The sequence below is a fragment of the Microbacterium awajiense genome (assembly GCF_039536545.1).
In the GTDB taxonomy this organism is placed as follows: Bacteria; Actinomycetota; Actinomycetes; order Actinomycetales; family Microbacteriaceae; genus Microbacterium; species Microbacterium awajiense.
The window spans coordinates 36,452-57,886 of record NZ_BAAAYU010000005.1; the positions used below are offsets into that span (position 1 = coordinate 36,452).

The window sequence follows — 21,435 nt, forward strand, 5'->3', positions numbered from 1 at the left end:
GCCGAATCCCGGCGCCGCATGCCCAGTCTCCTACACGTCGCGGCTGGGCGACACGGCGACGCGCTCGGAGGAGCGGTGTCCGTCGAGTGGGATCAGAGCGACTCGATGACCTCGCGCATGAGGGCGGCCGTCTCGGACGGCGTCTTGCCGACCTTGACCCCCGCCGCCTCGAGGGCTTCCTTCTTGGCCTGCGCCGTGCCTGCCGAGCCCGAGACGATCGCGCCGGCGTGGCCCATCGTCTTGCCCTCGGGAGCGGTGAAGCCCGCGACGTAGCCGACGACCGGCTTGGTGACGTTCGCCTTGATGAACTCCGCGGCGCGCTCCTCGGCGTCGCCGCCGATCTCACCGATCATCACGATGGCCTTCGTGTCGGGGTCGGCCTCGAACGCCTCGAGCGCGTCGATGTGCGTGGTGCCGATGACCGGGTCTCCGCCGATGCCGATGGCGGTCGAGAAGCCGATGTCGCGCAGCTCGAACATCATCTGGTACGTCAGGGTTCCCGACTTCGAGACGAGGCCGATCGGGCCGGTGCCGGTGATGTTCGCCGGTGTGATGCCCACGAGCGCCTCGTCGGGAGTGATGATGCCGGGGCAGTTCGGCCCGATGATGCGCGTCGTGCCGCCCTTGCTCTTCGCGTAGGCCCACGCCTCGGCGGTGTCGCCGACGGGCACGCCCTCGGTGATGACCACGAGCAGCGGGATCTCGGCGTCGATGGCCTCGACCATCGCGGCCTTGGTGAAGGCGGCCGGGACGAACGCGATCGACACGTCGGCGCCCGTCTTCTCCATGGCTTCGGCCACCGTGCCGAACACGGGCAGCTCGATGTCGGCGCCGTCCTTGTCCTTGTGCAGCACCGTCGTGCCGGCCTTGCGGGCGTTCACGCCGCCGACGACCTGCGTGCCGGCCTTGAGCATGAGCGCGGTGTGCTTGGTGCCTTCGCCGCCGGTGATGCCCTGGACGATGACCTTGGAGTCCTTGGTGAGGAAGATCGACATTGTTGGTGTCCTTTTCGGGAGTCGCGGGGTCAGGCGTTGGCGAGCTCGGCGGCCTTGTCGGCGCCTTCGTCCATGGTCGAGGCGAGGGTGACGAGCGGGTGGTTCGCTTCCTCGAGGATGCGCCGCCCCTCCTCCACGCGGTTGCCGTCGATACGCACGACGAGCGGCTTGGTCGCCGTCGAGCCGAGCTCGGCGAGCGCACCGACGATGCCCTTGGCGACGGCGTCGCACGCGGTGATGCCGCCGAAGACGTTGACGAAGACGCTCTTGACCTGCGGGTCGCCCAGAATGACGTCGAGGCCCGCGGCCATGACCTCGGCCGAGGCGCCGCCGCCGATGTCGAGGAAGTTCGCGGGCTTCACGCCGCCGTGGCGCTCACCGGCGTACGCGACGACGTCGAGCGTCGACATGACCAGGCCCGCGCCGTTGCCGATGACCCCGACCTCGCCGTCGAGCTTGACGTAGTTGAGGTCGTTCTCCTTGGCCTTCGCCTCGAGCGGATCGGCCGCGGCCTTGTCTTCGAGCAGGGCGTGCGAGGCGTGGCGGAACTCGGCGTTCTCGTCGATCGACACCTTGCCGTCGAGGGCGATGATGTCGCCCTCTTCGGTCTTCACGAGCGGGTTGACCTCGACCAGCGTGGCATCCTCGCCCTTGTAGACGTCGAACAGCTTGACGAAGACCTCGGCCACCTTGGGGGCGAGCTCGTCGTCGAAGTTCGCGGCCCGGGCGATCTCGAGCGCCTTCTCGGGGGTGATGCCGACGAGCGGGTCGACCTCGACGCGGGCGAGCGCCTCGGGCTTCTCGACGGCGAGCTGCTCGATCTCCATGCCGCCCTCGACCGAGCAGAGGCTGAGGTACGAGCGGTTGGCGCGGTCGAGCAGCACCGAGAAGTAGTACTCCTCGGCGATGCGGGCACCCGCGGCGATCATCACGCGCTTGACGACGTGGCCCTTGATGTCCAGGCCCAGGATCGCCTGTGCGGCCTCGAACGCCTCCTCGGGGTTCTTGGCGACCTTGACGCCGCCGGCCTTGCCGCGGCCACCGGTCTTCACCTGCGCCTTGACGACCACGACCCCGCCCAGCTTCTCGGCGGCGGCCCTCGCCTCCTCGGGGGTGTCGGCGATGATGCCCGGCAGCACCGGCACCTCGTACTTCTCGAACAGATCGCGTGCCTGGTACTCGTATAGATCCACGGGAGTCCTTCGCTGGGGCGAACGTGACGGCGCATCAGCGGCGCCGGGTTTCTTGATGTCGAGATATCGACCGATTCCCCAGCCTACTACCGCCGCGCGAGGGCTTCCCGCTCTCGCCGGCACCGAGGTGGTCGGCGCCGCGCCGTCGGCAATAGTCTGGGGCGCACGACGAAGGGGATGCCGGTGACCATCGATGCGCCAGTGACCGAAGCCGAGCCCGCCACGCCGTGGTGGTCGCTCGCACCGACCGCGGCGGTGACCGAGGTCGGCAGCGATGCCGAACGCGGCCTGTCCGCGGCCGAGGCCGCGCAGCGCCTTGAGCGCTACGGGCCCAACGCCCTCAAGAGCACGCCACCGCCGAGCTGGCTGAAGATCGCCCTCGGGCAGCTGCTCGAGCTCATGACGCTCATGCTGATCGCCGTCGCGGTGGTCTCGCTGCTGATCGGACAGGTCAGCACCGCGATCGTCGTCGCGATCCTCGTCGCGTTCAACGTGCTGCAGGGCACGCGGCAGGAGCTCAAGGCCCGGCGCAGCGTCGACGCCCTCGCCAAGATGCAGACCCCGCAGGCACGGGTCGTGCGCGACGGCATCCTCGTGCAGATCGCCGCCACCGAGCTCGTGCCCGGCGACATCGTCGACGTCGAGGCCGGCGACCTCGTCCCCGCCGACGGGCGCATCCTGCGCTCGGCCACGCTCGAGACCCAGGAGTCTGCACTGACCGGCGAATCGCTGCCGATCGAGAAGGGTCCCTCGGCCAACGGCGAGGGCGCCGCGCTCGCGGATCGCACCGCGATGCTCTTCCAGAACACGTCGGTCACCCGAGGCACCGCGCGCATGGTCGTCGTCGCGACCGGGATGCGCACCGAGGTGGGCAAGATCGCGACGCTGCTGTCGTCGGTCAAGAACGCGCGCTCTCCGCTGCAGCGTGAGCTCGACGGCCTGACCAAGGTGATCGGCATCGTCGCGTGGGTGGCGGTCGCCGTCATCATCGCGATCGGCGCGATGCGCGGACAGTCGGTCGACGAGCTGCTGTTCCTGGGCACCGCGGTCGCGATCTCGGCCATCCCGACCGGCCTTCCCACCTTCGTGCAGAGCCTGCTCTCGTGGGGCGCGACGCACCTGGCCAAAGAGAAGGCGATCGTCGCGAGCCTCGCCGACGTCGAGACGCTCGGCGCGACCAGCGCGATCTGCTCCGACAAGACCGGCACGCTGACCCTCAACGAGATGACGGTGCGGCAGGTGTGGATGGGCGGGTCGTCGTTCCAGGTCACCGGCGGCGGCTATTCGTTCGACGGCCACGTGCTGCGCCCCGCCGGCGAGCAGGTCGAAGCCGCGCAGGTGGGGCTGGCGGTGTCCCTTCCCAACGACGCGACGGTCTCGGCCGACGGCACGGTCGTCGGCGACCCGACCGAGGCCGCGCTCATCGTGCTCGCCGCGAAGCTCGGCGTCGACGCGGATGCCACCCGCCGCGAGCATCCGCGCATCGTCGAGGTGCCGTTCGACTCCGAGTACAAGTACATGGCGACCTTCCACCGCCTCACGGTCGAAGGCACGCAGCGGCTGGTCGAATTCGTCAAGGGCGCTCCCGACGTCGTGCTCGGCCGGTGCACGACGATGTACGCCGAAGACCGCTCGCGCGTGCCGATCGATCCCGCGAAGGTGACCGAGCAGCTGGAGTCGATGTCGTCGACCGGCCTGCGCACGCTCGCGTTCGCCGCGCGGTTCCTCGACACCGCCGACGAGCCCGGTGTGATCGCCGACCCGCAGTCGTATGTGAACGATCTCGATCTCATCGGCCTCGTCGGAATCGTCGACCCGTTGCGTCCCACGTCGAAGATCGCCGTCGACGTCGCCCACGAGGCGGGCATCGAGGTGCGGATGATCACCGGCGACCACGCGGTGACCGCGGGCGCCATCGGCGCCGAGCTCGGTCTCGGCACGGGGGCCATCAGCGGCGCTCAGCTGCGCGAGCTCAGCGACGAGGAACTGCTCGCGCGCCTGCCCGACCTGCACGTGTTCGGCCGTGTGACCCCGCAGGACAAGCTGCGGCTGGTCACCCTGCTGCAGTCGCAGGGCGAGATCGTCGCGATGACCGGCGACGCCGTCAACGATGCGGCCGCGATCAAGCAGGCCGACGTCGGCGTCGCGATGGGGTCGGGCGCCGAGGTGACCAAGCAGGCCGCGAAGCTCGTGCTGACCGACGACAACTTCTCGACCCTCGTGCGCGCGGTCGAGCTCGGCCGCGTGGTCTACGACAAGATCACCGCGTACCTGCGGTTCCAGATGTCGCAGCTGATCTCGCTGCTGCTGCTGTTCCTGGCGGCGAGCGCGTTCGCGGTCGCCGACGGCGTCGCGCTGTTCCCCGCGATGGTGCTCTGGTTGAACTTCATCGTCACCCTCTTCGCGGTGCTGGCGATCGCCGCGGACGCCTCACCCCCGGGCATCATGAGTCGCCCGCCGCGCAACCCGAAGCTCGGCGTCGCCCACCCCGGCGCGCTGGCCGAGTGGGGGCTCTACGGCTTCGCCGTCTTCCTCGCATCGTGGGTGCCGCTGGTGTGGGGTCCGGACGAGCCGAGCCCGACCTCGCCGACGCACTCGATGACCATGGCGTACGTCATCGTGGGCTTGGGCACCGTGCTCAGCGCAGTGATGATGCGCCGCTCGCCCGAGACCGGGTTCGCCGCGCCCATCGCCGCCGTGGCGAAGCTGCTGGTGTGGCCGACGCTGCTCATCGTGCTGTCGACCGAGATCGGCTTCCTGCAGGACATCGTGGGAGCGACCTCGCTGACCGGCGCCGAGTGGCTGACGTGCCTCGGTCTACTCGTGTTCATCGCGATCGTGGTCGAAGGCCACAAGTGGATCCTGCGCCGGGTCGGCCGACGGCGTTAGCGGCGCGGGCGTCCGGGCTGCGTACCGAACGCGAGTCGTGACGTTGCGCGCGGGTCGACACGGTGCGGGTGCTCGCAACGTCGCGACCCGCGCGCGAGGTGTCGACCCGACGCCGACGCTCTAGGCTCGGTGGCACCATGAGCGACCCCGCAACCCCGGCCTCCGCCCGCACCGCCGTCGTCGCCGCGGCGATCGATCTGTTCGCGCGGCAGGGCTTCGACGCCACGACGGTCGAGCAGATCGCGCGCGCGGCGGGCGTGTCGAGGTCGACGTTCTTCCGGCAGTTCGGCGGCAAGGACGACGTGGTCTTCGCCGACCACGAGCTGCTGCTCGAGCAGCTGCGCACCTTCCTCGACGGCGGCCACGACGACCCGTGGCAGGCGGTGTGCGAGGCATCCGTCATCGTCTTCACGCACTTCGCCGCCGACCCCGACCTGGCGCGCCACCGCTACGCCGTCGTGCGGCAGGTGCCGGCGCTGCGGGAACGCGAGATCCTCACCGTCTTCCGCTACGAGCGCCTGTTCGACGACTACCTGCGCCGTGCGCTGCCGGGGGTCGACCCCCTCGACGCCGTCGGGTTCGCCGCGCTGGTCACCGCGGTGCACAACCACGTGCTGCGGCGGCTGCTGCGCGGCGCTCGCGTGCCGGTGTCGACCCTGCGGCGTGCGCTCGACGATGCGCTCGCCCGGTTCGGTGTCGCCGGCGACGGCGCCGACGTCGGCCACGACGACGACGTGGTCGTGGCGGTCTTCCCGCGGCGGATGCCGGCTGCCGAGATCGCGCGCCGCCTCACCGACGAGCTGGGCTGACCGCGCACGCCCCCGTGTATCACCGGCCGCGCGTCGGACTCCTCCATGCCAGGGAAACCCCGACAGAGGAGATCGACATGCTCACCGTGTACTGGTCGCACATCGTCGACGAGCAGCGCGCCGCCCACGAGCGCGCCCGCCGGGCATCGCTGCGCAAGGCCCGCATTCAGAAGGATGCCGTCGTGAAGCGCCGCGGCATTCTCAGCCGGATGCACCTCGGCCGGCTCCGCGTCCCGCGCCACGCGCCGGTCGCGCACTGAGCCCGCACGCACGCACCGCCGTCACTCCGATCGCGCGTCGGCCGTGCGCGGCAGCCGTGCGAGGTCGCACAGGGCGGGGCCCTCGATGCGTCGCCCGTCGGCGGTGAACCGTGAGGCGTGGAGCGGGCAGTCCCACGTGCGTTCGGCGTCGTTCCACGACAGCACGCCGCCGAGGTGCGGGCAGACGGCGCTGACGGCCCGCGTGGTGCCGTCGACGGTGGCGATGCCGACCGGCTGGCCGCCACGGCTGGCGACCACGCCCTCGCCCTCGGCGGGAGCCGGCACGGGAACCGGTCGATTCAACGCCGAGATCCAGCCCGAGGCCGCCTCCCACCCCACGCGCAGGTTCTCCACCCCGCCGCGGCCGAGGTCGGCGGGCACGGTGAAGCGCGTGGCGATCGTGTTCATCCATGACGGGCGGTCCCTGCGCGGGACGCGCAGGATCTCGGCGGTGATCCGCTGGGCCGCGGCCGGCCCGTTCGACAGTCCCCACTTGCCGAAGCCGGTCGCGAAGCGCACGTGCCCGAGTCCGCGGGGCATGGCACCGACGAACGGGATGAGGTCGTGCGATTCGTAGTCCTGCGCCGACCAGTCGGCGACCGGTTCGGCGCCGGGGAACCACTCCCGCGTCCACGCGACGAGGTCGTCCACGCACCACTGCTCCGATTCGGCGCGCCCCACCGGATGCCCGTTCCCGCCCACGATCAGCCGTGCGCGTGCGGACGGCCCGTCGCCGGCGGTGACCGAGCGGATCGAGCGGGTCGGGCCGTCGACCGAGAGGAACAGCCCCGCCGGCATGTCGCCGTCGACGTCGAACGCGACGCAATACGACCGCAGACCGCGCGTCTTGGCGAAGTACAGCCCGCGGTCGGTGATGGGGGCCCCGGTGGCGAGCACGACGACGTCGGCGGAGGCTCCGCCGGCGTCCGTTTCGACGCGCGCCGGCGGAATGGCGTGCACGCGTGTCACACGCACGCCGGTGTGCAGTGTGCCGCCTGCCGCGAGGAACGCGGTGGCCAGCGCGACGAGCACGCGCTGCGGGTCGATCGCGACCTGCTCGTCGAGGGCGACGCCGTCGACGAACGGGAACGGCGCCGTGTCGCTCGTGGGAAGCACGCGGTGCACGTCGAGCCCCGCTTCATGGGCTGCCGCGAGCTCCTCTCCGACGCACTCGGCGCCCGCAGCGGTCTGGGCGTACGAGTACGCGGTGCGCAGGGTGTACGGCACACCGGCATCCTGCGCGAACGCGGTGAGCCAGTCGGCGCCGTCGCGGTTGGCGTCGACGTAGGCACGCACGAGCGAGGCAGGATGATGGCGCCGCAGCGTCGACAGCACCGATCCCTGCAGCAGCGAGAGCTTGCCGGTGTTCGCGCCGCTCGCGAGCTCGCCCACGCCGCCCGCCTCGATCACCGCCACATCGCGTCCTGCGCGGGCCAGCATGAGGGCGGTGCAGAGTCCGGTGATGCCCGCGCCCACCACGATCACGTCGTGGCGCGATCCGGGCACCAGCGGCGAGCCCGCGACGTGGTCGGCATCCGTCTTCCACAGTGAGGTCATCCGCTCAGTCAACGCCACGGGCACGCGCCCGTCGACGGGGTTGACATCACGCGCCCACCGCTCGCTACCGTCGGAGCATGGGTCTGTTCCGCCGTTCCCCCGTCCACGTGTCCGCCGAGGTGTCGCCCGATCCGGATGCCTCGCCCTGGCGGCTGTGGGCCGACACCTTCGGCAAGCTCGCCACCCGTGGCCTGCAGATCATCATCGTTCTCGCCGTCGCGGCCGGGATCATCTGGCTCATCCAGTCACTCACCCTGGTCACGATCCCGCTCGTGGTCGCGCTGATCCTGGCCTCGGCGTTCGCCCCGGCGATGACGTGGATGCGGTCCGCGGGCGTGCCGCCGCTCGTGGCGACGCTCATCTGCCTGTTGGGCGCCGTCGCGATCCTCACCGGTGTGGGGTGGCTGATCACCATCGCGGTGCGCAACCAGTGGAGCGACCTGAGCGAGCAGGCGACGACGGGCTTCCGCGAACTGCTGACGTGGGTCGAGTCGCTGCCCTTCGCGCCGACCGACGCGCAACTGCAGGAGTGGGGCGATCAGCTGATCGACTTCGTCACCAGCGCGCAGTTCGGCTCGAACGCCCTGGCCGGGGTCGGCGCGGTCGCGTCGTTCGTGACCGGGCTCGTGCTCATGATCGTGATCCTCTTCTTCTTCCTGAAGGACGGACCGCAGATGTGGGAGTTCGTGCTGCGGCCGTTCCGCGGATCGCACGAGGTGCGGGCCCGCCGCATCGGCGACAAGACGGTGGTGACGCTCGGCTCGTACATCCGGGGCACGGCCCTCGTCGCGCTCGTCGACGCGGTCGGCATCCTCATCGGCCTGCTCATCCTTCAGGTTCCGCTCGCGATTCCGCTCGCCGTGCTGGTGTTCCTGCTCGCCTTCATCCCGATCGTGGGTGCGACGCTCGCCGGCGCCCTCGCGGCGCTGGTCGCGCTCGTGGCGAACGGCTGGTTCAACGCGCTGCTCGTCGTCGGCGTGATCGTGCTGGTGCAGCAGCTCGAGGGCAACTTCCTGCAGCCGGTGCTCATGTCGCGCACGATGAAGCTGCACGCCTTCGTCGTGCTGGTCGCCCTCGCCGCCGGCACCGCGATCGGCGGCATCCTCGGCGCGGTGCTCGCCGTGCCGATCACCGCCGTCGCGTGGGGGATCGTGCAGGTGTGGCACGGCCCGGATTCGCCGGCCAAGTGGGCGCGGTCCAAGAAGCAGCGCGCGGCCGAGCCCGCGCTCGAGTAGCACCCTGCTGGCCGCTGTCGGTCGCGGGCGGCAGGATGGGGGCATGCCGCACGAGATCCCCGCGCCGATGCTCGCGAAGTCGGTCCGCGACGTGCCCGACCCCGCGAAGCATCCACCCGGGCTCAGCTTCGAGCCGAAGTGGGACGGCTTCCGGGCGCTGGTGTCGTGGGACGGCGAGCACGTCGAGATCGGCAGTCGCGGCGCCAAGCCGCTCACCCGCTATTTCCCCGAGCTCGTCGAGGCGTTCACCCGACTGCTGCCCGAGCCGTGCCTCATCGACGGCGAGATCGTGGTGCCGACCGGCGACGCGGGCGCGCAGCGGCTCGACTGGGAGGCGCTCGCGCAGCGCATCCATCCGGCCGCTTCCCGCGTGAACATGCTCGCCGAGAAGACCCCGGCGATGCTCATCGCGTTCGACCTGCTGCAGCGCGGCGACCGCGATCTGACGGACGAGCCGTTCTCGGTGCGCCGGGCCGAACTCGTCGATCTGCTCGGCCACGTGCCGCATCCCGTGCACGTGACGCGCACCACCGGCGATCCCGACACGGCCCGCCGCTGGCTCGACGAGTTCGAGGGCGCCGGACTCGACGGCGTCGTCGCCAAGCCGCTCGCCGCGCCGTACGCGCCCGGCAAGCGCACGATGTTCAAGATCAAGCACGCCCGCACCGCCGATGTGGTCGCCCTCGGCTATCGCATCCACAAGTCGGGGCAGGGCGTGGGGTCGCTGCTGGTCGGGCTGTACTCCGACGACGGCACGCTGTACCCGGTCGGCGGCGTCGCGGCGTGGACCGACAAGCGCCGTCTCGAGCTGATCGACGAGCTCGCCCCACTCGTCGAGCGTGACGAGAACGGCGACCCGGTCACCGGCGAGGGCGAGAAGTCGCGTTTCTCGGCGGCCGGCCGCGACTCGTCGTTCGTCCATCTGCGCCCCGAACGCGTGCTCGAAGTGCGCTACGACCAGCTCGAAGGGTGGCGATTCCGCCACACCGTGCAGTTCGAGCGCTGGCGCCCCGACCGCGACCCGACCTCGTGCACGTACGACCAGCTCGAGACGGTGTCGGCCTACGACCTCGGCGACGTGCTGGACTGACCCGGGTTCCGGAGTGTCGCTCCCGGGTTTGGGGCGCATTCCCGGGTTTGGGGCGCAGTTCTCCTGCCCCGAACGCAGGGAACCCGCCCCAAACCCGTGCAGCCGGCAGGGAACCCGCCCCAAACCCGAGCGGACCTCGGGCAACGCCCCGAAGCCGGATGCCTCAGGCCGGCGGGCCGAACTCGATCACGGGGATGACGGCGTCGCCGCCGGCGGCGTAGTCCATCGCCGACTTCAGGTGCCTCCAGGCATCGGGATACTCGGCGGCGTAGTGCTCGAGCGCCTGCGCGGCCTCGTCCGTCGGCAGGATCCGCACGCTCGCCCGTGCGCGGCGCGCGTGGCCGGTGCTGAGGTAGGCGACGCCGTTCGCGCGCAGGTTGCGGTACCACTGCGACTTCGTGCCGAGCCCGGATGCCACACGGATGAAGTTCGGCCCGCGCCCCATCACCTCGACCACCGCGAAGCGCCGCTCGCCCGACGTGCGACCGAGGTGCTCGATCATGACGAACCGGCTGCCGAGCATCCACCCGAGCCCCGCGCGGTACATCGGGATCGGCAGCCGCATGAGCCACGGCGTCTCGAGCGCCTTCGCCATGAGCCGGTCGGCGAGAGGCGTCGTGGTGTCAGGCATCCGTCTCCTTCGGCCAGTTGTCGGGGTTGATGCGGCTGGGCTGCACACGCGGAGGCTCGCCCGGCATCTTGGGGAAGTCGGGCGGGAAGTTCAGCTCGCCGAGCCCGTCGTCGAGGTCGCGCTGCCACCACTCCAACAGCGTGTCGATCCGGCCCGGCCGCGCGAGCAGGTCGGCCCACGGATCGCCGACGTCGGCGAGCCGGTCGGGGATCGAGCGGACGGTGAACGATTCCGGGTCGACGCCGGCCTCGAGCTCGTCCCAGGTGATCGGGGTCGACACCGTGGCACCGGGCAGCGCGCGCGGCGAGTAGGCGCCGGCCATGGTGCGGTCGCGGTTGGCCTGGTTGAAGTCGACGAAGATGCGCTCGCCGCGCTCCTCTTTCCACCAGTTCGTCGTGACCTTGTCGGGCATCCGCCGTTCGAGTTCGCGCCCGGCGGCGATCACGGCGTGCCGCACATCGAGGAACTCCCACTCGGGCTCGATGGGGCAGAACACGTGGATGCCGCGGTTGCCGCTGGTCTTGAGGAAAGCCGTCAGGCCCGCTTCGGCGAGCACGTCGCGCAGCGCGGGGGCGACGGCAGCGGCATCGGCGAAGCCGGTGCCCGGCTGAGGGTCGAGGTCGATCCGCAGCTCGACCGGGTTGTCGGTGTTCGCCGTCAACGACGCCCACGGATGGAAGACGACGGTGTTCATCTGCGCGGCCCAGACCACCGCCGCGGGCTCGGTGAGAACGATCTGGGGATGCCGGCGGCCGCTGTTGTAACGCACCGTGACCGTCTCGACGAAGGCGGGGGCCCCCTTCGGCGGGTTCTTCGAGTAGAACCGCTCGCCGTCGACGCCCCCGGGGAAGCGCTCGAGCGACACCGGCCGGTCGCCGTTGGCGGCGAGGAAGGGCGCGGCGACCGTGATCACGTACTCGGCGAGCTCGCGCTTGGTGATGCCGAGCTCGGGCCACAGCACGCGGTTCGGACTGGACAGGCCGACCTCGCGGTCGCCGTCGGGTCCGGCGACGGTCAGCGTGATGCGCTCGGAGGCCATGATCCGACCCTACGGCGCGACGGCGACGTCGCGACCGCCGTCGGTCGGCTCGGGCAGGAAGTGCGGCGGCACATCGAAGAACCGCTCGTCGCGCTGATACGCACGGAAGAAGGTGAGGATGAACCCCATCCGGTCGTCGTAGTCCTCCCACACGAGGGCATTGGATGCGGCGACATCGAGCCCGGTCGACTGTCCGAAGCGCGCGCACTCGGCGCACAGGTCGGCGTTGGTCAGCTCGGTGAGCACCGGGGGGAACGGTGCGAGGACGTCGCGGCACACATCGACGGGGCCGTCCGGGGTCTCGATGCGGACGAAGCGCGTGGTCACGAGGCCGAAGATCCCGCCGAGCGGCATGGCCGCGTCGATGAAGTCGTCGACGACCTCCTGCTCGTGCGCGCCGAGCAGCAGATTGCCCAGCAGCATGAGTTCGGCGACCTGTTTGTCGGCGTCCTCGTCGAGGTCGTCCGCGCCGGCGGCGGCGAGCAGTGTGGCGGCGTGGTACGCGCGGATCGCCGCCGCCAGCCGAGGCGCACCTGTGAGGCGCGGATCAGCCAGGGTGCGCTCGAGGGCGGCATCCGTGGGCCCGCCGTCGAGCTCGACTTCGCGCAGCCACCGGATGAACGGCGGGGCCACGTCGCGGATGATGGCGAGGTTGCCGGCGGCGACGTTGCGGCTCGTGCCGAAGTCGAGCGGCAGTCCCTCACCGCGGATCGCGGCGCCCGCGGTGCCGCTGGCCCACGCGCCGAACACGAACCAGCTCAGATCGCGCCGGCCGAGGACGGTGGCCATCTGCTCGGCGAGGTCGCGGTAGCACTGGGTGATGAGCCGGTTGCGGACGACGGGGTCGTCGTGCTCGAGGATCCGCTCGAGCAGCCGGCTGATGCTGTCGATCATCGGATCCCCTCCCCCGCCGACGGTAGCGCGATCACGCCGTCGGCGGGAAGTCGTGCGGATCAGGCGGCGTCGATGAGGGGCGCGAGGTCGTCGCGCGAGAGCCGGATCCACGGCCCGCGGGCGTCGATCACGACGCCGCCGAGCTGCTCGTCGCCGCGCAGCGCCTTCGCGAGCTGGGCCGCGGTCATCGGCGCCGGGCGGTCCTTCCGGCCGGCGGCGGCGACCTCCACGGGGTGCGAGAACAGCTCGAGCAGACGGACGCCATCGGACGTGCGGCCCTCGGCGACGCCGAGGCGGCCGTCGGGGCCCTCATTGACGGCGACCCAGAACGGCGCACGGCTCAGCGCGTCGACGACGGCCGCAGCGGTGGCGGGGGTGCGCTCACCGGCGAGCAGGCTCTTGATCGTCAGCTCGGGGTCGGCCTGGTCCATGAGGCTCTGCAGCACTTCGCGCGGCACGATCGCCGAGGCGGGGCGCGAGGAGGCATCCAGCATCAGCCCGTCGAAGTCGCCCGTGAGGGCGTGCCGGATGACGGTCTGGACGGGCTGGGCCATCGCCGACGTGGCGGTGTCGCCGTCCTCGCGGACGGCGTCCTTGAGCGCGGCGCCGCCGCTGAACGCGAGCGCGTACGACTTGCCGTTGACCGACCCGGTCGCGAGCGGAAGCGGCTTGCCTTCGCTGAGCAGGCTGCGCGCGTCGCCCTTCACCCGCAGGAAGAGGTGTCCCTGCAGCAGCTGGCGCACGACGGCCAGCACGTCGGCGGCCTCGGGCTTGGCGGGCATCGCGGCGAGCGCGTCGCGCACGTACACGTTGTCGCGAAGGCCCGGGATCGCCTCGGCGGGTGCCGCGGGCGACTCGGACCCGGATGCGTCACCGGCGGCTGCGGCCCCCGCGGATGCCGCGGGTCGGGGGGCCGCCGTCTGCGCCGGAGGGGGTGCGGCGGGGCCGGGGGCGTGTGCGGCACCGAGGCCGCGGAACGACGAGACCGAGATGTCGACCGACGCGGTCTGCGCCTCCGGGGTCTCGTCTGACGTGTCGGGTGCCTCGGGTGCCTCGGGTGCGGCTGAGGCGGCAGCTGCGGGTGATGCGGCATCCGCGGGTGCGGCATCCGTCGTCGCTGCCTGCGCCTCGGACTCGGGCTGGGGGTCGGGCTTCGGGTCGCGGGGGGTGCGGCGTGAGAACAGGGCCATCGTTCGAGGGTAACGGGGCCACCTGCGAGCCCCCGCACAAGGTCGCTACAGCTTGGCGATCGGGGCGATCTTGACGAGCAGCTTCTTCGTGCCTCCGGCGTCGAACCGCACGTGCGCGACGCGCTTGGCGCCCTCGCCGGTGACGGCGTCGACCCGGCCCTCGCCGAAGTCGTCGTGACGGATGCGGTCACCCGGTGCGAGCTGCATGTCACCGTTGTCGCGCACCTTGGCGGGGATGCGGTTGGCGAAGCGCTCCATCGACGTCGACTTCGGTACGAGGTCGTCGCCGTACCGGCGTCCCGAGCCGCCGAAGCCGGAACCACGGGCGTTCAGGGCTCGAGACCGCGTGCCTCCGCGCGAGTTCACGTCGCCCGGCGACTGCCGCCACGAGAGCAGCTCGGCAGGGATCTCCTGCAGGAAGCGGCTCGGCATCGCGACCGACACTTCGCCGAACTGGGCGCGCGTCATCGCGAGCGACAGGTACAGACGCTTGCGGGCGCGCGTGATGCCGACGTAGAAGAGGCGGCGCTCCTCCTGCGGACCCCCGGGCTCGCCGGCCGAGATCCGGTGCGGGATCAGGTCTTCTTCGACGCCGGTGACGAAGACGGCGTCGTACTCGAGGCCCTTCGCGGTGTGCAGCGTCATGAGTGAGACCACCCCCGAGGCATCCTCGAGGTCGTCGGCGTCCGACACCAGGGCGACCTCGGCGAGGAAGTCGATCAGCGTGCCGTCGGGGTTGTTGCGTGCGAACTCGCGCGTGACCGCGACCAGCTCGTCGAGGTTCTCGAGGCGCGCTTCGTCCTGCGGGTCCTTGCTCGCCCGCAGGGCGTCGCTGTAGCCGCTCTTGCTCAGCAGCAGCTGCAGTCCGTCGGCGACGGCGGTCGACGGCGCCAGCTCGCCGGTCGCGGGCAGCATGAGCTCGGAGGCCTCGGCGAGCACCGCGTCGAGCTGCACGATCGCGGCCTGGATCTTGGGTCCGACGCCGAGCGCCGAGGCGTTGGCGAGCGCGTCGCGGAACGTGATCTGCTCGTCAGCGGCGTAGCGGGCGATCGCGGTCTCGGTCACGTCGCCGATGCCGCGGCGCGGCTTGTTCAGGATGCGGCGCAACGCCATCTCATCGGCCGGGTTCGCGACCGCGATCAGGTAGGCGAGCGCGTCCTTGATCTCGGCGCGCTCGTAGAACTTCGTGCCGCCCATGATCTTGTAGGGAACGGCCGAACGGATGAAGATCTCCTCCAGCGCACGCGACTGCGAGTTGGTGCGGTAGAAGACGGCCATCTGCGCATAGTCGACGCCTGCCTTGCGCAGCACCTCGACCTCGTCGGCGACGAACTGGGCCTCGTCGTGCTGCGAGTAGCCGGTGAAGCCGACGATCTGCTCCCCCGCGCCGACGTCGGTCCACAGCTTCTTGTCCTTGCGGTCGAAGTTGTTGCTGATCACCGCGTTCGCCGCGCTCAGGATGTTCTGCGTCGACCGGTAGTTCTGCTCGAGCAGCACGACCTTGGCGCCGGGGAAGTCCTTCTCGAACTCGCTGATGTTGCGGATGTCGGCACCGCGGAACGCGTAGATCGACTGGTCCGAGTCGCCGACGACGGTGAGGGATGCCGGCGCATTCGCAGGGTCGTCCTCGGCGGGCGCGTCGAAGATCATCATTCCGCCCGCGGCCGCGAAGGGCTCGGCATCCGACCCGATGGGCTTGGTGAGCTCGCGGATCAGGGCGTACTGCGAGTGGTTGGTGTCCTGGTACTCGTCGACGAGGATGTGGCGGAACCGCCGCCGGTACACGTCGGCGACCTTCGGGAACGCACGGAACAGGTACACCGTCTGCGCGATGAGGTCGTCGAAGTCGAACGCGTTCGCGCGCTGCAGCGCGCGCTGGTAGTCGGCGAACAGGTCGACGAAGACGCGCTCGACAGGGTCGTTCATGTTGGCCGTGCGCGCGTACGACTCGGCGTCGGCGAGCTCGTTCTTCAGGCGCGAGATCTTCGACATCACCGCGGCGGGCGTCAGACCGAAGGCATCCGCTTCGTGCTCTTTGACGAGGCGCTTGATGAGCGCGCGGGAATCGCCCGAGTCGTAGATGGTGAACGAGCTGGTGAACCCGAACTGCTCGGCCTCGCGGCGCAGGATGCGCACGCACGCCGAGTGGAACGTCGAGATCCACATGCCGCGCGCCGAGTCGCCGACCAGCGCCTCGACGCGCTCGCGCATCTCACCCGCGGCCTTGTTCGTGAAGGTGATCGCGAGGATCTGGCTGGGCCACGCCTCGCGGCCGCGCAGCAGGCTCGCGATGCGGCGGGTGAGCACGCTCGTCTTGCCCGAGCCGGCTCCGGCGACGATCAGCAGCGCCGAGCCGCGGTAGGTGACGGCGTCGCGCTGCGGCGGGTTGAGACCTTCGAGCAGGTCTTCGTCGGGGCGCTCGCCGGCTGCGCGGGGCCCGGCGCCCCCGCCGACGATGAGAGTCCCCGCACTCTCTCCACGCATCGCTGACGTGCTGCGCGGAGCCTCGGAGCGCGTGGGCCCAGTGGGGTCTGTCATGGCCCGTCAAGTCTAGGCGCGCCCGCCGACCTCGACGGTTGCGGCGAGCCCGACCGCCCGCCCCTCATGCCGAGCGGACAGGAATGCACGCATGGTGCGCCGAAACGCGTGCATACCTGTCCGCTCGACTACGGGGTGGATGCCGTGCGCCGCCCGGGCAGGGCCAGCAGCGCGCCGATCGCGACCAGCAGCGCGCCGACGCCCGCCGCCACCCACGGCGTCTCGGCGGGGATCTCGAGGTAGGTCGTGAGCCCGAGGATGCGCGCGAGGCCCCACGGCAGCAGCCCGAGCTCGTCGTTCCACAGGCTGAGGGCGGGCTCGAGGCCGATCGCGCCGATGATGACGGCCGGCACCAGCAGCCCCGCCCCCACCGACGCCACCACGGCGCCGATCGCGCGCCGCGCACCGAGCTGGGTCGCCAGCGCCCACGCGGCCGCGATGAACGCCCACAGGAACAGCGCGAACGCGATCGCGATGTAGACCGTGCGCACGGTGGGCTGTGTCCAGAACGCGAACCAGTACCCGCCGGGTCCGGTGAACGCCAGCGCCACGAGCGTCACCGCGCAGCGCAGCACGATCACGCCGCCGACCGCGGCGATCACCGGCCACGGCGAATGACGCCGCAGGATGAGCCGCAGCACGACCGCGAACACCAGCCACGCGCCGAGCACGACGGCGAGGTGCGTCCACGACAGGAACGACGTCTGCACCGCCCTGGTCGCGACCAGCAGCGCCGCCGGCACGCCGAGCAGCAGCCACCGGTCGGTACGCAGCATCCCGTACGTCGCCGCCCGCGCGCGCCACGGCCGGGTCGACGCGACGATCGAGGCGGCGGCGGCGACGGCCCCGGGCCGCCGCACCAGCCGCGTGCGCGCCGCGAGCACGCCGATCACGATCCATGCCAGCGTCGGAATGAGCAGGAAGCGCGCCATCCACGACATCGTGAGGTCGCGTTCGGCGCGGTCGACGCCCTGCTGCGCGGCGGTGAGATTGAAGGCGGGGTGCGCGAGGTCGCCCTCGTAGCGCTCGAGATGCTCGGCGGCGGATGCCTCGAACGACGCCTTCGCGGCCTCCCACGCGGCGTACGCCTCGGCCGACCGGGTGTCGTGCCACCGCGCCTGCTGCAGGATCATCGTGCGGTAGTCGCCGAGCATCTGCAGCGTGTCGACCTCGTAGGCGATCGCGCCGAGCAGCGCCTCGCGGATCTGCGGCGTGTGCCACGTGGCGGCATCCGTCGCGGCGACGAGCTGCTGCATCCGCTCGGCCGCGTCTATCGCGCGCTCGCCGCCGGCGATCGCGGCATCGATGCCGCCGTTGTCGCGCACGACCATGTACATCGCATCGAGCACGGCGGAATCACCGGTGAGGATGTCCCACTCGAAGATCCACATCATGGGCGGTGGCTCGAGACCGAGCGCGAAGACCCGCTGGTCGGCGAACTGCTCGAGGTAGAGCCCCTGTGCGATCGCCTCGCGCGAGGAGCCCATCGCGTCGACGATCGCGGCGACGGTCGCGGGGTCGTCCGAGAACCACTCGCGCGCCCAGTCGGCGGTCACCTGCGCGGGGTCCGCCGCCGGGTCGACCGAGAGCGCCGCGGCGACCTGGGTGTTGAGCTCGTACAGCTGCCAGAAACCGGCCTTCAAGTACAGGGTCATGGGCCCGGCGCGCCACGGCCCGCCGTCCTGCGTCCACACCCACGCGCCTTCGATCAGCGGGTTCGCGGCGAGCAGACGCTGCAGCGCCCACTGGTACTCGGCGCCGAGGTCGTTGGGGAACGCGCCGTAGTTCTCGAACTCGCGTCGCGACTGGAACTCGACGATGCGCCGCTGCGTGCCCTGCTCGAGGGTGTCGTTGAGGGGCAGCCAGGTGTAATAGTCGCCGAGCGTGTACTTGGTCGAGACGATCAGCGCGGGCGAGTCGATGCCCCCGAGCACGGCCTGGTACGACTCGACGTTCGTGTGCATGTCGCCGACGGCGCCGACGCCCACCGACCACGTGCGGAAGATCACCTCTCGATCGGATGCCTCCGCCTGTCCCGTGAACGCCTCGAGCATGGCGCGCACGCCGTCGACGGTGGTGACCGCGAGCGCCGAGTACACATCCCACCCGGCGACGTCGTACACGTCACCGGCTTCGCCGATGCGGATGAGCACGCCGTCGAGCACGGGCTCCGCGGCGTACAGCTCGTCGAGACCCGCCGTGTAGGTCTGCCAGAACTCGGGGTCCTCGGTGTCGAGCGAGCCGAACTCGGCCTCGAGGTGCTGATGCAGCGGAATCGTGAGCGCCAGCATGTCGGTGCGCAGGAACACCTTCACCCCGAGCTCGTCGGCGCGCTCCCACATCGGCGCGAACGCCTCGCGGAGGGCGATCGCCTTGTCTCGGTGGTCGTCGTCCTCGGCGTAGACGGGCCCGCCGGGGGCGTCGTCGAAGGTGACGTATTCGACGAACCCGGGGAACGCCACCGCGGTGAAGCCGTTGGCGAGCGAGTGCCTCAGGAACTCCTCGAAGTCGTCGTAGGCGGCTTCCAGTGCGCGCTCGTCGACGTAGGGCGCCTCGGGCAGGATGACGTCGGCGAAGGCGCGCGACGCGTGCGAGTAGTCGGTGCCCGCCTCGTAGACCGCCGGGTCGGGCGTCACGGCGACGGCGCCGAGATCGGTCATACGCAGCGCCAGAGCCGATGCCTCGTGCGCGCCGAGCAGCTCGTCGATCGACCGCGCGGCCCGGATCTGCCGCGCGAGGTCGTACAGGCCGCGCGTCGCGCCCGCCTCGGTCGCCGCCTCGAGGCGCAGGTCTGCGGAGGTGCCGGTCAGTCGGTAGGCGTCGCCGTCGGCGCCCGAGCCGGTGATCTCGACGGTGAGCGCGGCGTCGCCGTCGGTTCCGGATGCCGCCGACGTGGCATCGGCCACGGCGTCGAGGGCGACCTCGATGGCGGGCGAGTCGGGGGCGGTGACCTCGGTGAACGCCGGCGGCAGGACCGGCTCGCCGATCTCGGGCGCGACGACCGGAGCGGACTGCATCGGGTCGGCGGGGGAACATCGCATGCCCAGCGCGTCTTCAACGACGACGCCGACGCCCGCTCCGATCCCCAGCAGCAGGAGGGCCGTGACGACAGCGGCGATTCCCCGCCGTGTCACCTTCGCCATGGACATACGCTACCGGCCGCGCGGCGGTGCTCCCGACCACGCGGACCCCGCCCCTGTGCGCTCGCGCGGACAGGGACGTGAGCCCGCCGGTGCCTCAGCTGCTCTTGCGCATCGCGCGGATGCCGGCCCACAGGCCGAGGGCGGCCAGCACGAGCGCAGCGACCCAGCCCCACAGCACCTCGACGGCGCCGAGGTCACCGGCCAGCAGCGCCCGCTCGGCCTGCACGACCCAGTTCACGGGGTTGACGGTCGAGACCGCCTGCATCCAGGCCGGCCCCTGGTTCAGCGGCAGCAGCATCCCCGACAGGATCAGCAGCGGGAAGATCAGGGTCTGCTGCACGCCCCAGAACAGCCATTCGCGGTCTTTGGTCTTCAGCGCGAGCGTGTACGAGAGCGAGCCGAGCCCGACGCCGAACACGGCGAGCAGCGCGAGGCCGATCACGAGCCCGGGGACGTTGATCGTGAACCCGAACGGCCACGCGATCAGCACGATGATGCACGCCTGCACCACGATCGGCGCGATCTCCTTGAGCGCACGGCCGACCAGCAGCGACGATCGCGCGAGCGGGGCGACCAGGGTGCGTTCGTGCGAGCCGGTCATCATCTCGTATTGCAGGTTCGATCCGGTCGCACCGGTGCCGAACAGCACGATCATCACGAGCACGCCCGGCACGAACCACTGCAGGGTCTCGCCCACCGGCGCGCCCGACGAGCCCACGAGCAGCGGCGCGAACAGCCCGAGGAACACCAGCGGCTGCACCAGCGAGAAGATCAGCGTGAACGGGTCGCGCACGACGGGCTTGAGTTCGCGGGTCAGCACGTTCCACGTGTCGCGCCCGGCGGTCGGGCGCACAGCGGTGTCGCGGGTTTCGGTCATCGGTTCACTCCTGTCGTCTCGGTCTCGGCGCCGTCGGTGACGGATGCCTCTTGCGGCATGTCCTCGCTCGGCTGCTCGTCGCCCGCCCCCTCGGCCGCCTGATCGGCGTCGCGCAGGCTGCGCCCGGTGAGCGCGAGGAACACGTCGTCGAGCGTCGGCGGCACGCCTGTGGCGGTGCGCACCCGGATGCCGGCGGCATCCAGCGCCCGCACCGCGTCGGGCAGCAGCGCGTCGCCGTCGGGCGCGGTCACGGTGACGGATGCCTCGCCGGCGCGCGTCACCTCGCGGTCGGTCAAGCCGCCGACCACCGCGAGCGCCCGCTCTGCGTCGGACGCCGAGCCGAAGCCGAACGTGACGACGTCTCCGGCCAGCTCGGCCTTCAACCGGGAAGCGGTGTCGTCGGCGATCACGCGGCCCTGATCCATCACCATGACCCGCTCGGCGTAGCGGTCGGCCTCTTCGAGGTAGTGCGTGGTGAGGAAGACCGTCGTGCCGTGCTCGCGGCGCAGGTCGAGGATGTGCTGCCACAGGTTCGCACGGCTCTGCGGGTCGAGCCCGGTCGACGGCTCGTCGAGGAACAGCAGAGGCGGGGCGTGCATGAGTCCGAGTGCGATGTCGAGCCGACGCTTCTGCCCGCCCGACAGCTGCTGCACCGAACGGGTCGCGAAGCCGGCGAGGTCGAGGGATTCGATGAGCTCGTCGGCGCGAGCACGGGCGGCGGCCTTCGTCATCCCGTAGAAGGCTCCCTGCGCGAGCAGCTCGTCTCGCGCGCGCTGCGAGAAGCTGCCGCTGGTGAGCTGCCCGACGTAGCCGATGCGCGATCGCACCTCGGCGGGCTCCTTCAGGATGTCGTGCCCGACCACCCGGGCCGTGCCCGAGGTCGGCGGGATGAGGGTGGTGAGCATGCGCAGGCTCGTCGATTTGCCCGCGCCGTTGGGTCCCAGGAACGCGACGAGCTCGCCGCGCGCGACCTGGAAGGTGAGATCGGTGACCGCCTCGACGGTCTTCTTCTTGACGGTGAAGCGCTTGGTGAGACCGTGCGCTTCGATGATCGGTTCCATCGGCATGCAGCCAGGCTAGGAGGCATCGCGGTCA

General features: G+C 71.0%; 16 protein-coding genes. 5 read left to right on the plus strand and 11 right to left on the minus strand.

Annotated features, from left to right (window positions below):
* Window positions 1–92: 92 nt before the first annotated feature.
* Window positions 93–995 carry a succinate--CoA ligase subunit alpha gene (gene sucD / locus ABD663_RS07035; RefSeq protein WP_344737261.1) on the minus strand — a complete coding sequence of 301 codons (903 nt, stop codon included), beginning with the start codon at window positions 993–995 and terminating at the stop codon, window positions 93–95.
* Between the two features lie 29 nt (window positions 996–1,024).
* Complete coding sequence (gene sucC, locus ABD663_RS07040; RefSeq protein WP_344737262.1) at window positions 1,025–2,188, minus strand: ADP-forming succinate--CoA ligase subunit beta; 1,164 nt, start codon at window positions 2,186–2,188, stop codon at window positions 1,025–1,027.
* Between the two features lie 183 nt (window positions 2,189–2,371).
* Between sucC and ABD663_RS07045 the strand changes: the two genes are divergently transcribed.
* The 3 genes from ABD663_RS07045 (at window position 2,372) to ABD663_RS07055 (ending at window position 6,146) form a co-directional block, all read left to right on the plus strand.
* Window positions 2,372–5,077 carry a cation-translocating P-type ATPase gene (locus ABD663_RS07045; RefSeq protein WP_344737263.1) on the plus strand — a complete coding sequence of 902 codons (2,706 nt, stop codon included), beginning with the start codon at window positions 2,372–2,374 and terminating at the stop codon, window positions 5,075–5,077.
* Between the two features lie 137 nt (window positions 5,078–5,214).
* Window positions 5,215–5,886: a TetR family transcriptional regulator gene (locus ABD663_RS07050; RefSeq protein ID WP_344737264.1), complete on the plus strand. Its 672-nt coding sequence runs from the start codon at window positions 5,215–5,217 to the stop codon at window positions 5,884–5,886.
* Between the two features lie 77 nt (window positions 5,887–5,963).
* Complete coding sequence (locus ABD663_RS07055) at window positions 5,964–6,146, plus strand: hypothetical protein (protein ID WP_344737265.1); 183 nt, start codon at window positions 5,964–5,966, stop codon at window positions 6,144–6,146.
* Between the two features lie 21 nt (window positions 6,147–6,167).
* On the opposite strand, the gene ABD663_RS07060 is transcribed toward ABD663_RS07055, so the two are convergent.
* Window positions 6,168–7,703 carry an FAD-dependent oxidoreductase gene (locus tag ABD663_RS07060; protein ID WP_344737266.1) on the minus strand — a complete coding sequence of 512 codons (1,536 nt, stop codon included), beginning with the start codon at window positions 7,701–7,703 and terminating at the stop codon, window positions 6,168–6,170.
* Window positions 7,704–7,780: 77 nt separating this feature from the next.
* On the opposite strand from ABD663_RS07060, the gene ABD663_RS07065 reads away from it, so the two are divergent.
* Window positions 7,781–8,938 (plus strand): AI-2E family transporter, encoded by a 1,158-nt coding sequence (locus tag ABD663_RS07065; RefSeq protein WP_344737267.1) that lies wholly within the window; start codon window positions 7,781–7,783, stop codon window positions 8,936–8,938.
* Between the two features lie 43 nt (window positions 8,939–8,981).
* Window positions 8,982–10,028 (plus strand): ATP-dependent DNA ligase, encoded by a 1,047-nt coding sequence (locus ABD663_RS07070; protein WP_344737268.1) that lies wholly within the window; start codon window positions 8,982–8,984, stop codon window positions 10,026–10,028.
* Window positions 10,029–10,191: 163 nt separating this feature from the next.
* Here ABD663_RS07070 and ABD663_RS07075 read toward each other — a convergent pair whose 3' ends face one another.
* The 8 genes from ABD663_RS07075 to ABD663_RS07110 all read right to left on the minus strand — a co-directional run bounded on the left by ABD663_RS07075 (window position 10,192) and on the right by ABD663_RS07110 (window position 21,407).
* Complete coding sequence (locus ABD663_RS07075; protein ID WP_344737269.1) at window positions 10,192–10,659, minus strand: nitroreductase family deazaflavin-dependent oxidoreductase; 468 nt, start codon at window positions 10,657–10,659, stop codon at window positions 10,192–10,194.
* Window positions 10,652–11,698, minus strand: a complete 1,047-nt coding sequence (gene ligD, locus ABD663_RS07080) for a non-homologous end-joining DNA ligase (protein ID WP_344737270.1) — start codon at window positions 11,696–11,698, stop codon at window positions 10,652–10,654. The genes ABD663_RS07075 and ligD overlap by 8 nt, the downstream gene beginning before the upstream one ends.
* Window positions 11,699–11,707: 9 nt before the next feature.
* Window positions 11,708–12,592: a hypothetical protein gene (locus ABD663_RS07085; RefSeq protein WP_344737271.1), complete on the minus strand. Its 885-nt coding sequence runs from the start codon at window positions 12,590–12,592 to the stop codon at window positions 11,708–11,710.
* 59 nt (window positions 12,593–12,651) lie between these two features.
* Complete coding sequence (locus tag ABD663_RS07090) at window positions 12,652–13,782, minus strand: SseB family protein (protein ID WP_344737272.1); 1,131 nt, start codon at window positions 13,780–13,782, stop codon at window positions 12,652–12,654.
* A gap of 45 nt (window positions 13,783–13,827) precedes the next feature.
* The gene (locus tag ABD663_RS07095; RefSeq protein ID WP_344740180.1) at window positions 13,828–16,266 is read right to left on the minus strand and encodes an ATP-dependent helicase; all 2,439 of its coding nucleotides are present in this window, start codon (window positions 16,264–16,266) and stop codon (window positions 13,828–13,830) included.
* A 182-nt stretch (window positions 16,267–16,448) separates the two neighbouring features.
* Entirely contained in the window at window positions 16,449–19,463 is a 3,015-nt protein-coding gene (locus ABD663_RS07100) for a hypothetical protein (protein ID WP_344737273.1), read from the minus strand.
* A 94-nt stretch (window positions 19,464–19,557) separates the two neighbouring features.
* Window positions 19,558–20,340 carry an ABC transporter permease gene (locus tag ABD663_RS07105; protein ID WP_344737274.1) on the minus strand — a complete coding sequence of 261 codons (783 nt, stop codon included), beginning with the start codon at window positions 20,338–20,340 and terminating at the stop codon, window positions 19,558–19,560.
* Window positions 20,337–21,407 carry an ATP-binding cassette domain-containing protein gene (locus tag ABD663_RS07110; protein WP_344737275.1) on the minus strand — a complete coding sequence of 357 codons (1,071 nt, stop codon included), beginning with the start codon at window positions 21,405–21,407 and terminating at the stop codon, window positions 20,337–20,339. The genes ABD663_RS07105 and ABD663_RS07110 overlap by 4 nt, the downstream gene beginning before the upstream one ends.
* Window positions 21,408–21,435: the final 28 nt, after the last annotated feature.